The following is a 12,862-nucleotide window of genomic DNA, read 5'->3' as shown; positions in this document are numbered from 1 at the left end:
GGAGCGCGCGCACGAGTAAGGATCGTACCGACCCCGGACCGCCCACCGCGAAATCAGTCCCCGCAGTCCCCTCCGCAGGCCTCCTCGAAGAAGTCGAGGTTCTCCTGGAGCTCCTTCATCAGCCGGTCCCGCTCGGCGTCGTCGACCTGCACGGGTACGACGCCGTGGGCCCCGGTGAGGCGGCGGAATCCGCCCCGGCTCTCCAGTCTGCCGTGCACCCGCACCGGCAGCCCGACGAGGTGGGCGTGCCCGGCGATCCGGTACGCCTCCTCGTCCAGGGTGATCCGGACGTTCGGCACATCGGCCCCGGCCAGCACCCGCAGGCGTACGGTGCCCTCGCCGCGCGGCCCGGACCTGCGCATCCGGACCACCGCTCCGGTGATCCGCACCGGCACGGCGGGTTCCTCGTGCAGGTAGCGGGCGCCTGCCGCGCGCAGCACGGCCAGGTCGCCGGGCGAGAACTCGACGGGCTCGGCGGTGGGTGCGCAGCCCTCGGGCACACCGGCCGCCGGGGCCCACTCGACGGCGATCCGGGCGCCTTCCGTGCCCCGGACGAGGGCGACCAGCGCCTCGGTGAGCTCGTGGCTCACGCCCGCCTCGACGGCGGCGTCGAAGGCGTCCATGCCGCCGGTGGCGCGCTGGTAGTCGATGGCCTCGCGGGCGGCGTGCAGGGCCTGGTGGAGGCGCACCGCGAGGGGGCGGCCGGTGGCGACGGGCACGAAGGCGGTGAGGCGGCCGTCCGCGGCGGAGCCGACGAGGACGTGCTCCAGGGCCGCCGCGGCGGCGCGCCGGTGGCGGGCGCCGTGGTAGCCGGCCCGCGCGCGGGTGGCGAGGGCCGCGGCGAGCAGCGTCCGGCGGGCGGCGGTGCGCAGCCGGTCCTCGACGGCCCAGGGGGCCGCCCCGCCGGGGCCGGCGGGGACGTCGTGCCACCAGCGGATCTCGTCGCTGGGCACGGCGAGGGAGAGGAGGACCTCGCGGGCGGAGGGCGAGCCGCTGCGGGACAGGGCGAGCAGGGCCTCGCCGAGCAGGTCGTCACTGTCGGGGAAGGCGCGGCTCTCGGGCACCAGCAGGCTGGTGCCGCTGCCGCCCGGGCCGGGCGGGGTCCAGCGGCCGTAGCGGCCCGGGGCGCCGCCGCGCCGCTGCCAGCCGTGCCGGCGCAGCAGGGCGCCGAGCACGGCCGGGTCGACGTCGACGGGCTCGGGCGGGGAGCCGCTCCAGGCGGGGTCCACGGGGTGGGGCCGGGCGGGCCTCGCCGGCTCCTCGGTCGGGCGGTGCGTCACGGTCTTCCTCCCGTCCCGACCCGCGTCATGATCTCGCACAGCGCCCGGTCGTCGAAGATGCGTGAAGTCGGTATGCGCACGGTGGTGCGGCGGCGGCCGGTGATCGGCTGTCCGGCGAGGTTGGTCCAGTAGCAGCAGTGCCTCAGGTCGAGCCGGTCGTGGCTGGCGCGCAGCCAGTCGTCCGGGGAGCGCGGCACCAGCATCACCACCAGGATCTTGTGCACGGACACGGGGGTGCGGGCGAGTTTCGCCAGGTGGTCGTTGTCGAGCGTGAAGGCGAAGGTGCGGCCCGGGGGGTTGGGCGGCACCTGGTAGGTGGCCTTGAGCTGCACCTTGATGGTGACCTCGTCGTCGACCGTGTGCCCGGGGGCGCTGTGGCTGACGTGCCAGTCGATGCCGTTGTCGGGAAAGGGCTGGGACAGCGAGCAGCCGGCGGCCGCCGCGACGGCGTGCAGATAGCCGACCTGCAGTGTCTCCATGCAGGCGGTGGTGGCGAGAGTGCCGCGAGAGGGAGCCGTGCGCTCGGGCAGCAGCCCGCCCCGTTCGGGCTGCGCTATGGCCATGGCCAACAGCCTTCCAGAACAAGTGATTCCCCGCTGCGGGCCGCTGAACTGCAACAACCCGTACTCCTGTTGTCTCCTTCCGGCGTACGGCGCAAACAGCCCGGGTATCACCGGATCGGGCAGCGGACGGTGCGTCAACTGCCGAAGGTGAACGAGGGGTTGTGTGGGTATGACGACGTGCTGGTACGAGGGGGCGCTGGCCGCCTTCGACACGGAGACGACGGGCGTGGACGTCGAGACCGACCGGATCGTGTCGGCCGCCGTCGTCGTCCAGGACGCGCCGGGTGTCCGGCCGCGGGTGAGCCGCTGGCTGGTGAACCCGGGGGTGCCGGTGCCCGCCGAGGCGACGGCGGTGCACGGTCTGACGGAGGAGCACCTCCAGCGCAACGGCCGGTGGCCGTCGCCGGTCATGTACGAGATAGCGGAGGCGCTGGCCGAGCAGGCCCACGCCGGCCGGCCGGTCGTGGTGATGAACGCGCCGTTCGATCTGACGTTGCTGGACCGGGAGTTGCGGCGCCATCGCGCCTCGTCGCTGGGCCGCTGGTTCGAGTCGGCGCCGCTGTTCGTGCTCGATCCGCGGGTCCTGGACAAGCATCTGGACCGCTACCGCAAGGGCCGCCGCACGCTGACCGACCTGTGCGCGCACTACGGCGTCACCCTGGACGGCGCGCACGACGCGGCCGCCGACGCCGTGGCGGCGCTGGAGGTGACCCGGGCGGTGGGCCGCCGGTTCGCGTCGCGGCTGGAGCGGCTGGCGCCCGGCGAGCTGCACACGCTGCAGGCGGTGTGGCACGCGGCGCAAGCGCGGGGCCTGCAGGCGTGGTTCGCGCGCAGTGGCGTCGAGGAGGCGGTGGATCCGGCCTGGCCGCTGCGTCCGGACCTGCCGGCGGCGGCCTGAGCACCTGGTCGGGCCCTGGTTCGGGGCATGAAAAAACCGGTCCGTCTGTGACGGACCGGCTGTTTCCGGTGGGCGATACTGGGTTCGAACCAGTGACCTCTTCGGTGTGAACGAAGCGCTCTCCCACTGAGCTAATCGCCCGGGAACGCACTGAACAATACAGGTCCCGGCACGTTTCCTTCAAACCGCTTCGAGGTGCCTGAGCAGTCCGCGCCGCCCGGAGCGCATCATCAGCGCGTGGTTGGCGCGGAAGACGGGCCGTCCCGGTACGGCGAACCGCCTCAGCAGCGGCTTGGTCACGTTCACGACCTGGTCGTACCGCGCGAGGCTGCCCGACCGGAGCGGCGTCACGGTCCAGCGTGCCCAGCCGTCGAGGTCCCCGGTCATGGCGATCTCCAGCACCCCGGCCGCGGGGTCACGCCGCGTCTCGCGTGCCGTGAAGGTCAAGTCGTACGGCAGGACGGAGCGGATCCGGATCACCCCGGTGGTGTCGTCGAGCCGGGTGACCTCCCGGACCTGGCGCCACCAGCGGGGGTAGTCCTCGGGCTGTTCCAGCACCTCGAAGACGGCGGCCGGGGGCGCGGGCAGGGGCCACAGGGCGCGGAAGCGGTAGTGGTTCCAGTCCATCCCCGCAGTCTGCCCCCTTACGGCGGGGCCGTCTGAGTACGCGCCTGAGTATCCGCGCTCATGTCCTGCGAGGTGACCCGGGCCACACTGCGTGCCATGACGCACCTTCCGCCGCCGGCCGAGGAACTCCGGCTCCTCGATGCCGAACTCTGGCAACTGGACGCCCGGCGCTCCCAGTTGCTGGCTCGCCGCGCCTGGCTGGTCGCGGCCCTGCAGCAGACACAGCAGCAGTCACGGGCCGAGGCGCGGACGCCGTCCGCCGCACCGCCCCGCCCGGAGACCGCCGCGCCCAGTGTGCAGAATCTGCTGCTGGTGCTCGGCGGTGTCCTGCTCACGCTCGCGGCCGCGGTGTTCACGCTGGTCAGCTGGGGGCACCTGGGCATCGCCGGGCGGGCGCTGGTGCTCGGCGCGGTCACGCTGGCCGCGCTCGCCGCTCCCGTGCCCCTCCTCAAGGGCGGGCTGCGGTCGACGGCGGAGTCCGTGGCGGGACTCGGGCTCGCCCTGACCGTCCTCGACGCGTACGCGCTGCACGAGGCCGCCCTCGCGGGGACCGACGGGACGGGATACGCGGCGGTCGCGGCGGCGGTGCTGGCGGTGGTCTGGTCGGCGTACGGCCTGCTGCCCGCCACGGCCGCCCTGCGGCTGCCCCTGCCGACCGCCCTGGCGGCGGCACAGTTCCCGCTGCTGCTGGGGACTCTGGCCGCCGACACGGGTCCGTATGTGATCACGGCAGCGCTGCTGGTGACGGCGGGGCTGGACGCTGTGGTGGCGCTGCGGGTGACGACCGTTTCCGTGCGGATCACGGCGGTCGTCGGCGCGTACGCCGTGGGTGGCTGGGGCGTCCTGGGCGCGGGCTGGCTGTCGCTGACGGCCGGCGGCCCGGGGGCTGCCACGCGGGCCGGGGCGCTGCTCCTCCTGGCCACGGGGATCGCGCTGGGTGCGGCCTGGCGGGTGCCGGGCCCGCGGCACGCCCTCGGCCTGGCGGTCGCCTCGGGGCTGTTCACCGTGGCGGCGCTCGGCGGAGTGGTCCGCTCCGGGTTGCCGTCGCCGTGGGCGGCGCCGACTCATCTGGCCCTCGGTGTGGCCCTGTTGGCGGCGGTGCGGGTGAGCCGTCTGCCCGGCGCGGTACGGCAGGGTCTCGCCTGGGCTTCCGGTGCCGTGCAGGCGCTGGCCGTGCTGTGGGCGCTGCCCGTCGTCATGGTGGTGCTGCTGGGGCCGGCCGGGTGGCTGGCGCGGGTGTGGGGCGGGGCGCCGTCGGACGCCCGTGCCGCGGTGACCGTCGAGGCGCCCTGGCCGCCGGACGCGGCGACGGCTCCCCTGGTACTCGTGGTCGTGGCGGCCGTGCTCGCCCTGGCGGTCCGCGCGGAGCAGTGGCGTCCGCGGGCCCGGCTCGGTGCCCTGGGCCTGCTCTGGGGCGCGGTGCTGATACTCCCGGCGGTCTTCGCGCTCCCGTACGGGGCGGGGCCGGCGGTCCTGGGAGTCGTGACGGCGGCCGCGCTGTACGCCTGCCGGGTCGCGGCGTCCGACGCGCGGATCACCGCCCTCGTGCTCGCCCTGGTCACGGCGTGCAGCCTGGTCCTCGTCTCGCTGGCCTCCCAGACCGCGACCCTCGTCGTGCTGTCCGTGCTGACGGCCCTGTTCGCCGGGGCTTCGTGGCGGGCCGGCCCCGCCGCCGTCACGGTTCCCGCCGCTCTCGTGCACGCCGCCGCGCTGGCCTCGGCCACGGGTGCCGCGGCGGGCTGGCCGCCTGCCCGCACGGCCCTGCTGGTCCTGGCCGTACCCGCTGCCGCCGCCCTGCTCGCGGCACGTCTCGCGGAGTCCCGGGCCGTCGTGGCGGTGGAGATCACCGCTGCCGCCACCGGTCTGCTCGCCGTGGGTCTCGCCGTGACCGACCCGCCGCTGCTCGCCCTGGTGCTGGCCCTGTGCGGGGTGATCGCAGCGGGCACCGCGCTGCGCCCCGGCCGCCGTTCCGCCGGTTACGCGGCCACGGCCCTGTTCGTACTGGCCGCGTGGGTGCGCCTGGCCGCCTGGGACGTCTCCACGCCCGAGGCGTACACGCTCCCGGTGACCGTCCCGGCCCTGCTCGTCGGCGCCCTGCGCCGGCGCCGCGACCCGCGGACTTCCTCCTGGACGGCGTACGGCGCCGGACTCGCCGCCACCCTGCTGCCGAGCCTGGTCGCGGCCTGGGGCGACCCGCACTGGACGCGTCCGCTGCTGCTGGGCACGGCGGCACTGCTGGTCACCCTGCTGGGCGCCCGGCACCACCTCCAGGCACCGCTGGTGCTCGGCGGCTCGGTGCTGGCCCTGGTCACGCTGCACGAACTCGCCCCGTACGTCGTGCAGGTGACCGGAGCGCTCCCCCGCTGGGCACCCCCCGCCCTCGCCGGACTCCTGCTGCTCGCACTCGGGGCGACGTACGAGCAGCGGATCCGGGACGTCCGGCGGGTGCGGGAGGTCCTGGGGAGGATGGACTAGCCGCCGGTCACGGCATCCTGTCCCCGAGCAGGGCCAGGTTCTCGATCGCGGCGAGGCCGTACAGCGAGGTGTCGTTGGTGGACACCCAGGGCGCCTCGCTGCCCGGCACCAGGGTGAGCGGGCCGCTCAGCTTCTCGGTCTTCCAGGGGGCGGACTCCTTGTAGCCGTCGGAGTTGTAGAACTTGTCCCAGGCGCGCTTGGCGAGTTTCTCGTCGCCGCTCTGGACGGCGGCGTAGGCGTCGAGGCGCGAGTGGCCCTGGAAGAGGATCAGGGAGCCGAAGTTGCTGCCGTAGCGGGCCGCCTGCTCGGCCTTGGTGGCGTTGAAGTAGCGGCAGTAGTCGAGGTACGCCTCCTTGAACTTCGGCATGTCGACGAGGTCGATGAGCTCGGCGCACAGTTCGTTGAGGCCGAAGACCGCCGACAGGTGCGAGACCTCCACCTTGGGCTGGGCCGCGACGGCGAACTTGCCGGTGTCCAGGTCGTACAGGCCGCTGCCCTGGACGAAGCCGTTGGGCTGGGCGGCGATGGTCTCCATCGTGGAAAGCACGCGCGCCTTGGCCTTCTCCCACTTGGGGCCCTTGCGCTCCCACTCGGTCAGCCACGCCGAGACCAGGCCGCTCCAGTCCGTGCCGAAGCCGATCGACAGGGCGTGCCGGTCGGGCGTGTACGGCTCGGTGCGGATCTTGCGGATCGGGTCGAGGACGAGGAACGTCTCGTCGGAGTCGACGTTGGCGTGCATGAGGTCGCCGACGCGTTCGTCGGCCGTGAGGAAGTAGTAGTAGCGCCGGTACGTGGTGTTGGCGATGCGCTGCTGCTTGGCGCTGTCGGCCCAGTGCTGCACGCCGTGCCGGGTGCCGAGGCCCGCCCACTTGCCCAGGTGGTAGACGTCGACCTCGCCGGTGTGCCGGGTCATGGCCTCGGCGAAGCGGAAGATGTCGGCGCGGCCGGAGCGCAGGTACGCGTACCAGAGCCAGAGGTCCGGCGACAGTTCGGAGTTGTCCCAGGCGTAGCCGCCGACGTCGTAGCGCCACTGGTGCCGGACGGTGTCGTAGGTGTGCATGATGTCGCCGTAGTCCCAGAAGCCGTACCACCGGCGCATCTCCACCTGGTCCTTGTAGTAGGTGAAGAGGAAGTCGAGGTGGTCCTCGATCTTCGCCTTGGCGGGGGTGGACCGGTCGGGTTCGGCGAACAGGCCCTTGCCGAAGACGCCCGCCTTGATGAGCTGCTTCGGCGGGGCGGCGAGCTGCGGGAGGACCCGCACGGCCTCGACCTGCTCGGCGAGGGTCTCGGCGCTCGGGGTGGACGCGTTGGCCCAGAACAGCAGCTCGGAGGTGCGGGCGATGCCGTAGGGGGTGCCGAACTCGGGCTCGTAGTCCTCGTAGGTGATGTTGAGGCCCTCGAGCTGCTCGGGGAAGGTGTCCTGGCCCATGCCGTCGTGGTAGAAGCGCATGTCCATCGGCTGCGCCTCGGGCGACCAGAGCCAGAGGGTGACCTCGGCCTCGTCGGTGTGGGCGTTCCGGATGTCGAGCTGGGCGGGGAACTTCTCCCAGAAGTCGCGCAGTCCGAAGGAGAGTCCGCCGCTCACCCCGCCGACGTACCCGAAGCCGGAGGCGCGCCGGCCGCCGCCCGCGCCGATCCAGCCGTAGCCCTTCTTGGTGCGCTTGCGCAGGGCGAAGCCGTCGGCGGAGAGCTGGGAGAGGGTGTAGTCGCCCCACTCGGGGATGTACTGCAGGCGGGTGGTGACCCGCTGGTCCCAGGTGGCGGGGTCGGGGAGCTTCTTTCCTTCGTACTGGGCCGCCTGGACGGCCGCGCCGGGGTCGCGGCGCAGTCCGGTGATGCCCTTGACGGCCTCGCGCAGCAGACCGGTGCCGTCGCCGCCGATGCGGATGTGGCGGTCGTAGGACTCGTCCCGCATCGGGACCTGGAAGCGCACGCCGAGCCCGCGGACGAAGTCGCCGCTCGCCTTCCCGGGCTCCTGCTTCCCGTCGTAGGTGATGGTGTGCACCATGCGGAAGGAGTCGGCGCCCGCGAAGAAGTAGAGGCGGATGGAGAACGGCAGCCAGCTCCGGTCGCCCTTGCGGTGCTTGCCGTCGATGCGGACGACGGCCCGGACGGGGCCCTCCTGCTCGACCTCGGTCTTGGAGATGACGCCGTCGAAGCGCTCGGTCTTGACCGTGCCCTGGTCGCCGTCCTCGAACTCCGGCTGGCGGATCAGCACCAGGCGGCCGTTCTTGGCGATCTCCGTCGAGCCCCGGGTGACCGACTTGACGATCGTGGAGCCGGACTTGCCGATCCTGGCGGTGATGGCACCGGTCGAGACGGTGATGGTGCCGCCGCTCTTGTCGACGGTGACCTTCTTCTCGGGTGCGGCGGGCGTGCCGGCCGCGAGGGTGAGCTTGCCGTTGCCCGAAGCGACCGCGTGCGCGGTCCACTTGAGGGAGCCGTCGGGCCAGTAGGCGATCGGCCAGGACTGCACGGGTACGGCCTTGCCGTCCGCGTCCGTGAGCGCGAAGGTCTGGTCCTCCTGGTAGGCGCCCTTGGGCCACGGGACGCCGACGGTGGAGCCGGGGGCCGCGCCGAGGCCGCCGTCCTCCAGCCAGTTCAGGGTCACCGGGTCGGCGTCGGCGGGTGCCGCGACGGGCGCGGCCTGGGCGTCCTGCGTGCCCAGCGCCCAGCTGAACTGGGCGGCGGCTCCGGCGACGGCGGCCGCCTTCAGGAGAGATCTGCGGGGGATGGGAGACATACGGGTTGCTGCCTTTCCTCGTCCGTGCGGGATGCGCATCCATACGCTGGTCAGGGGCATGACAGAGAGAGGTGCGGCGCCCGGGGCGCCGACCTGGGAAGACGCACCGCCGGTCAGCGGTGCCGGTACCGCTCCTCCACGGCGACGGCCGCCGCCGCGACGGCCCCGAGGACCGGGACCACCAGCGGCGCGGCGAACCAGGCGGACACGACCGCCACGGCCGGCCCGGCCATGAGCAGGAAGGACCCCGCCGGGTCGAGCACCGTGCGGCGTCCGGCCTGAGCGAGCAGCGTCCGCCAGCGGGCGCCCGGCTCCCACACCGCCGCCGCGCGCAGCCCGGCCACGACGAGCCCGATCAGCGCGACGACCCCGACGGCGCCGACCAGCGGCCCGCCGGGGATCCCCGCCCGGGCCGCCTGCACGTCCACCCAGACCGCGGCCAGCGCCGCCCAGCCGGCGAGCCCGGCGAGCCACCCGCCGCGCAGAGCGGCCCGGAAGTCGGCGAGGAACTCCCGCAGGCCGCCGCCCTCATGGGCGATGCTGCGCCGCAGGTGCCGCGCCCCGGCGGCGAAGGCCGCCGGATACGTCACGACACCCAGTGAGGCCACCGCGATCCACACACCGGTCAGCAGCGACTCGGCGAACACCGCGAACCGTCCCCAGGCTCTCGACTCCCCTCGAGCGGAGGGCGCCTCGTCGGCGAACGCCGCCTCACCATGTGCCGTCACCCGTGTCCCGGCCATCCTCGCCTCAGCCCTTCAGACCCGACGTGGCCATGCCGTCGATGAGATAGCGCTGGAAGGCCAGGAAGAACGCCAGCACCGGCAGCAGCGCGACCAGCGACATGGCGATCATGCCGCCGTAGTTGGCCACGGCGTCCTGGTCCACGAACATCTTCAGCCCCAGCGAGACCGTGTACTTGTCCGGCTCGTTGAGATAGATCAGCGGTCCCATGAAGTCGTTCCACGCGTTGATGAACGTGAAGATGGCGCTGGTGATCAGGGCCGGACGGCACAGCGGCAGCACGATCGACCAGTAGATGCGCAGGTGCCCGCAGCCGTCGAGCCGGGCGGCCTCGTCGAGCTCCTTGGGCAGGTTCCGCATGAACTGCACCATCAGGAAGACGAAGAACGCCTCGGTGGCCAGGTACTTCCCCAGCAGCAGCGGGGTGTAGGTGTTGATCATCTCCATGTTGCGGAACAGCACGTACTGCGGGATCAGCAGCACGTGGTAAGGCAACAGGAGCGTGCCGATCATCAGCGTGAACAGCAGGTTCCGGCCCGCGAACCTGATCTTGGCGAAGGCGTACGCGGTCAGCGAGCAGGACACCAGGATCCCCACCACGGAACCCACCCCGAGGAACAGTGAGTTGAGGAAGAAGGTGGAGATGGGGATGTCCGCGATGCCCTCGCTGAGCCGCGAGTAGTTCGAGGTGATCGGATCGCCCGGGAAGAGGTCCAGGCTGCCGACGATGTCCTGGCTCTCCTTGAAGGACGCGCCGATGACCCAGACCACCGGGTAGAGGATCACCGCGAGGATCAGCAGGGAGCCGATGTGCCAGGCGACGGACCCGGGGAGCTTGTGGCGCAACGCCCCGGAGGAGGTCTTGAGATCGGTGGCCGGTGCGCTCATCGGGCGCCCTCCTCGTAGTGCACCCAGCGCTTCTGGGACCAGAACAGGACCGCTGTCACCAGGGCGACCGCGATCAGCAGCAGCCAGGCCATCGCGGAGGCCATGCCCATCCGGCTGTTCTCGAAGCCCTGGACGTAGAGGTAGCAGGTGTAGACCATCGAGCCGTCGGCCGGACCGCAGGCGCTGCCTCCGGCGCCGCCGCCGACGATGTACGCCGAGCTGAAGATCTGGAAGGAGTGGATCGTCTCCAGCAGGACGTTGAAGAAGAGGACCGGCGAGATCATCGGCAGGGTGATGTTCCAGAACCGCCGCAGCGTGCCGGCCCCGTCGACCTCGGCCGCCTCGTACAGCTCACGCGGAACCTGCTTGAGACCGGCGAGGAAGATGACCATGGGGGCACCGAACTGCCAGACGGTGAGCGCCACCAGCGCGTAGATGATCAGGTCCGGATCGCCGGTCCAGCCGCCGACGTCGAGCCCGAAGAGCTTCTGCGTACGGTCGACGACCGCGTCGTCCGAGAAGATCGCCCGCCACACGATCGCGACGGACACGCTCGCCCCGATCAGCGAGGGCGCGTAGAACGCGGCCCGGTAGAAGGCCTGCCCACGCCGCTTCTGGGCGAGGAGCAGCGCCACCCCGAGCGCCGCGATCAGCTTCAGTGGCGTGCCGACGACGACGTACCACATCGTCACCTGCACCGAGTGGCGCCAGCGCGGATCGCCGAACATCTCGGAGAAGTTGTCGAGGCCGATCCACTTGGGCGGGTCGAACAGGTTGTAGTCGGTGAACGCGAAGTAGAGCGAGGCGACCATCGGGCCCGCTGTCAGCAGCAGGAACCCGGCGATCCACGGGGACATGAAGAGATAGCCGGCCAGGTTCTCCCGGCGCCGCCGCCGTTTGAGGGCGGCGGGGCGCGCGGGCTTCACCGGACCGTGCCGCGGCTCGGAGTCCTGGGACAGGCCCTCCATCGCAGGGGCGTGTGTCACGGTGGTTCCCATCAGGTGCCGAGAGCCGTCTTCGACTCGGTGAAGAACTGCTTGACGGCGTCGCCCACCGACCTCTTGCCCAGGCCGAGCTCCTCGGCGATGCGCAGGAACGCGGACTCACAGATGTCGGCGCCGCTCGGGTGCGGGGTGATGGGCTCCAGGACGCCGGCCTCGACGAGGGACTCCTCATAGGCGGCGATCGCCTTGTTGACCGGGTCGGTGGGCTTGAAGGCGTCGTACTGCGCCTGCGTCGCCGGCACACCGCGGTCGTAACCCATGATCTTGGCGACCTCGGGGTCGTGCACCATGAAGTCGATGAACTGGGCGACCTCCTTGGGGTGCTGCGTGCGCTTGGAGGCGCTGAGCATGAGGGAGCCCAGGTACTGCCCGGTCTTCTTGCCGTCCGTGGTCGGGATCGGCGCCAGGGCGTACTCGCTCTTGCCCTCGGCGCTGTAGCGCACGGTGAAGTTGTCCCAGGTGAACTCACCGGCCGCGAGTTCACCGGCGAGGGCCGACTTGGGCTTGATCTGGACGACCTTCTTGGGGTCGGCGTAGAGGCCCTCCTTGATGCCCTTCTCGGCCTTCGTCCACCAGTCCGTCAGATCCGCCTCGGTGAAGCCGAGTCCGTCCTCGGTGAAGAACGACTTGCCGTTCTGGCGCAGGTAGAGGTCGTAGAGGTACATGACGCCGTACATACCGCTGTCACCGGCGCGGCCCGTCTTGTCGCGGATCTTCTTCATGCCCGCGTCGAAGTCGTCCCAGGTCCAGCCCTGCTCGGGCTTGACGCCGGCGCGGGTGTAGACGGGCTTGTCGATGACGAGCGCCATCGAGTTGGAGCCGACCGGGACGCCGAGGAGCTTGCCGTCGATCTCGCCGAACTTCTCGAGGCCCGCCCGGAATCCCTCCATCCGGAGGTTGCCGGCCTTGGCCTGCTCACTGAGATCGAGCAGGATGTTCTTGGCGTCGTATTTGCGGAGGAAGCCGACGGCATTCTGGAAGACGTCCGGCGGATTTCCGCCGGAGGCCTGCGTGTTGAACTTCTTCCAGAAGTCGAGATAAGGCTGGAAGTCCGTTTTCACCTTGATCTTCGGGTACTTCTTCTCGAAGAGCGCGATGGTCTTCTTGATTCTCTCGGCGCGGTCCTCCGCACCCCACCACGCATAACGGATCGTCACCGTCCCGTCCGCGGACGTCCCTCCGTCGCCACCGCAGCCGGTCGTCGCGGCCATCCCCAGGGTGGCTGCCGTGGCCCCGGCCACCTTCAGGATCGTACGTCTCTCAACATTCCTGCCGTTCACCACGGTTGGACCTCCCCGCACGTCATCCCGCTCGCATGAATCGTTTCAAGTAAGCGCTTGCTGGCACAAGTTACGGAGGGGCCGAGGGTGCGTCAATGATTCGGACAAGAATTTCTTACCGGAGCGGGTGCGGGCGGAGCGGTGTGGGGCGACGGCGTCGGGGGCCGGGCGGGGTGACGTCCCTGGTGAGGCGGGGGTGGCCGAGGGGCCGGACGCGGCGAAGCCGGTTGCGCGGGTTTCGGGCGCGACCGAAAGAGGTCGGTGGCCCAGTCCGGCCCCATGGCCCGGATGTGCGCCATGAACTCGTCGGTCACCTTGGACAGCGCGACCTCGGTGACGTCCAGCTTGTGCCGTGAGATC

At 71.6% G+C, this 12,862-nt stretch carries 10 protein-coding genes, 1 tRNA gene and 1 pseudogene; 2 read left to right on the top strand and 10 right to left on the bottom strand.

From position 1 onward, the window contains the following. Positions 1-53: 53 nt before the first annotated feature. The gene (locus tag ABZ948_RS37110) at positions 54-1,280 is read right to left on the bottom strand and encodes a hypothetical protein (RefSeq protein ID WP_359767250.1); all 1,227 of its coding nucleotides are present in this window, start codon (positions 1,278-1,280) and stop codon (positions 54-56) included. After that, the gene (locus tag ABZ948_RS37105) at positions 1,277-1,843 is read right to left on the bottom strand and encodes a DUF4365 domain-containing protein (protein ID WP_359767248.1); all 567 of its coding nucleotides are present in this window, start codon (positions 1,841-1,843) and stop codon (positions 1,277-1,279) included. The genes ABZ948_RS37110 and ABZ948_RS37105 overlap by 4 nt, the downstream gene beginning before the upstream one ends. A 169-nt stretch (positions 1,844-2,012) precedes the next feature. Between ABZ948_RS37105 and ABZ948_RS37100 the strand changes: the two genes are divergently transcribed. Further along, positions 2,013-2,741, top strand: a complete 729-nt coding sequence (locus ABZ948_RS37100) for a 3'-5' exonuclease (RefSeq protein ID WP_359767246.1) — start codon at positions 2,013-2,015, stop codon at positions 2,739-2,741. A gap of 69 nt (positions 2,742-2,810) precedes the next feature. Here the strand turns inward: ABZ948_RS37100 and ABZ948_RS37095 are convergent. Continuing rightward, positions 2,811-2,882, bottom strand: a tRNA-Val gene (locus tag ABZ948_RS37095). 39 nt (positions 2,883-2,921) lie between these two features. Next, complete coding sequence (locus tag ABZ948_RS37090) at positions 2,922-3,368, bottom strand: SRPBCC family protein (protein ID WP_359767245.1); 447 nt, start codon at positions 3,366-3,368, stop codon at positions 2,922-2,924. Between the two features lie 60 nt (positions 3,369-3,428). On the opposite strand from ABZ948_RS37090, the gene ABZ948_RS37085 reads away from it, so the two are divergent. Continuing rightward, positions 3,429-5,843: an SCO7613 C-terminal domain-containing membrane protein gene (locus ABZ948_RS37085; protein ID WP_435857770.1), complete on the top strand. Its 2,415-nt coding sequence runs from the start codon at positions 3,429-3,431 to the stop codon at positions 5,841-5,843. A gap of 7 nt (positions 5,844-5,850) precedes the next feature. On the opposite strand, the gene ABZ948_RS37080 is transcribed toward ABZ948_RS37085, so the two are convergent. The 6 genes and pseudogenes from ABZ948_RS37080 to ABZ948_RS37055 all read right to left on the bottom strand — a co-directional run. Further along, a complete protein-coding gene (locus tag ABZ948_RS37080) occupies positions 5,851-8,586 on the bottom strand; it encodes an exo-rhamnogalacturonan lyase family protein (protein ID WP_359767241.1) in 2,736 nt (911 codons plus the stop codon). Positions 8,587-8,699: 113 nt separating this feature from the next. Next, positions 8,700-9,329: a hypothetical protein gene (locus ABZ948_RS37075; RefSeq protein ID WP_359767239.1), complete on the bottom strand. Its 630-nt coding sequence runs from the start codon at positions 9,327-9,329 to the stop codon at positions 8,700-8,702. 7 nt (positions 9,330-9,336) lie between these two features. Next, the gene (locus tag ABZ948_RS37070) at positions 9,337-10,218 is read right to left on the bottom strand and encodes a carbohydrate ABC transporter permease (protein ID WP_359767237.1); all 882 of its coding nucleotides are present in this window, start codon (positions 10,216-10,218) and stop codon (positions 9,337-9,339) included. After that, entirely contained in the window at positions 10,215-11,216 is a 1,002-nt protein-coding gene (locus tag ABZ948_RS37065) for a carbohydrate ABC transporter permease (RefSeq protein ID WP_359767235.1), read from the bottom strand. Before ABZ948_RS37065 ends, ABZ948_RS37070 begins: the two co-directional genes overlap by 4 nt. Beyond that, on the bottom strand, positions 11,216-12,505 hold the full coding sequence (locus ABZ948_RS37060) for an ABC transporter substrate-binding protein (protein WP_359767233.1): 1,290 nt from the start codon (positions 12,503-12,505) through the stop codon (positions 11,216-11,218). The genes ABZ948_RS37065 and ABZ948_RS37060 overlap by 1 nt, the downstream gene beginning before the upstream one ends. 254 nt (positions 12,506-12,759) lie before the next feature. Beyond that, positions 12,760-12,862 (bottom strand): annotated as a pseudogene (locus tag ABZ948_RS37055) (segregation/condensation protein A); the annotation flags it as partial.

It is taken from the genome of Streptomyces olindensis, assembly GCF_040645895.1.
In the GTDB taxonomy this organism is placed as follows: domain Bacteria; phylum Actinomycetota; class Actinomycetes; order Streptomycetales; family Streptomycetaceae; genus Streptomyces; species Streptomyces olindensis.
Note: the sequence above shows the minus strand (reverse complement) of the source record. Positions and strands in the feature narration are given on the sequence as shown.

Bases quoted from the DNA above. Each gene is read 5' to 3' on its own strand.
- ABZ948_RS37105 (WP_359767248.1), bottom strand. From the start codon at position 1,843: ATGGCCATAGCGCAGCCCGAACGGGGCGGGCTGCTGCCCGAGCGCACG.
- ABZ948_RS37100 (WP_359767246.1), top strand. From the start codon at position 2,013: ATGACGACGTGCTGGTACGAGGGGGCGCTGGCCGCCTTCGACACGGAG.
- ABZ948_RS37090 (WP_359767245.1), bottom strand. From the start codon at position 3,368: ATGGACTGGAACCACTACCGCTTCCGCGCCCTGTGGCCCCTGCCCGCG.
- ABZ948_RS37085 (WP_435857770.1), top strand. From the start codon at position 3,429: ATGTCCTGCGAGGTGACCCGGGCCACACTGCGTGCCATGACGCACCTT.
- ABZ948_RS37080 (WP_359767241.1), bottom strand. From the start codon at position 8,586: ATGTCTCCCATCCCCCGCAGATCTCTCCTGAAGGCGGCCGCCGTCGCC.
- ABZ948_RS37075 (WP_359767239.1), bottom strand. From the start codon at position 9,329: ATGGCCGGGACACGGGTGACGGCACATGGTGAGGCGGCGTTCGCCGAC.
- ABZ948_RS37070 (WP_359767237.1), bottom strand. From the start codon at position 10,218: ATGAGCGCACCGGCCACCGATCTCAAGACCTCCTCCGGGGCGTTGCGC.
- ABZ948_RS37065 (WP_359767235.1), bottom strand. From the start codon at position 11,216: ATGGGAACCACCGTGACACACGCCCCTGCGATGGAGGGCCTGTCCCAG.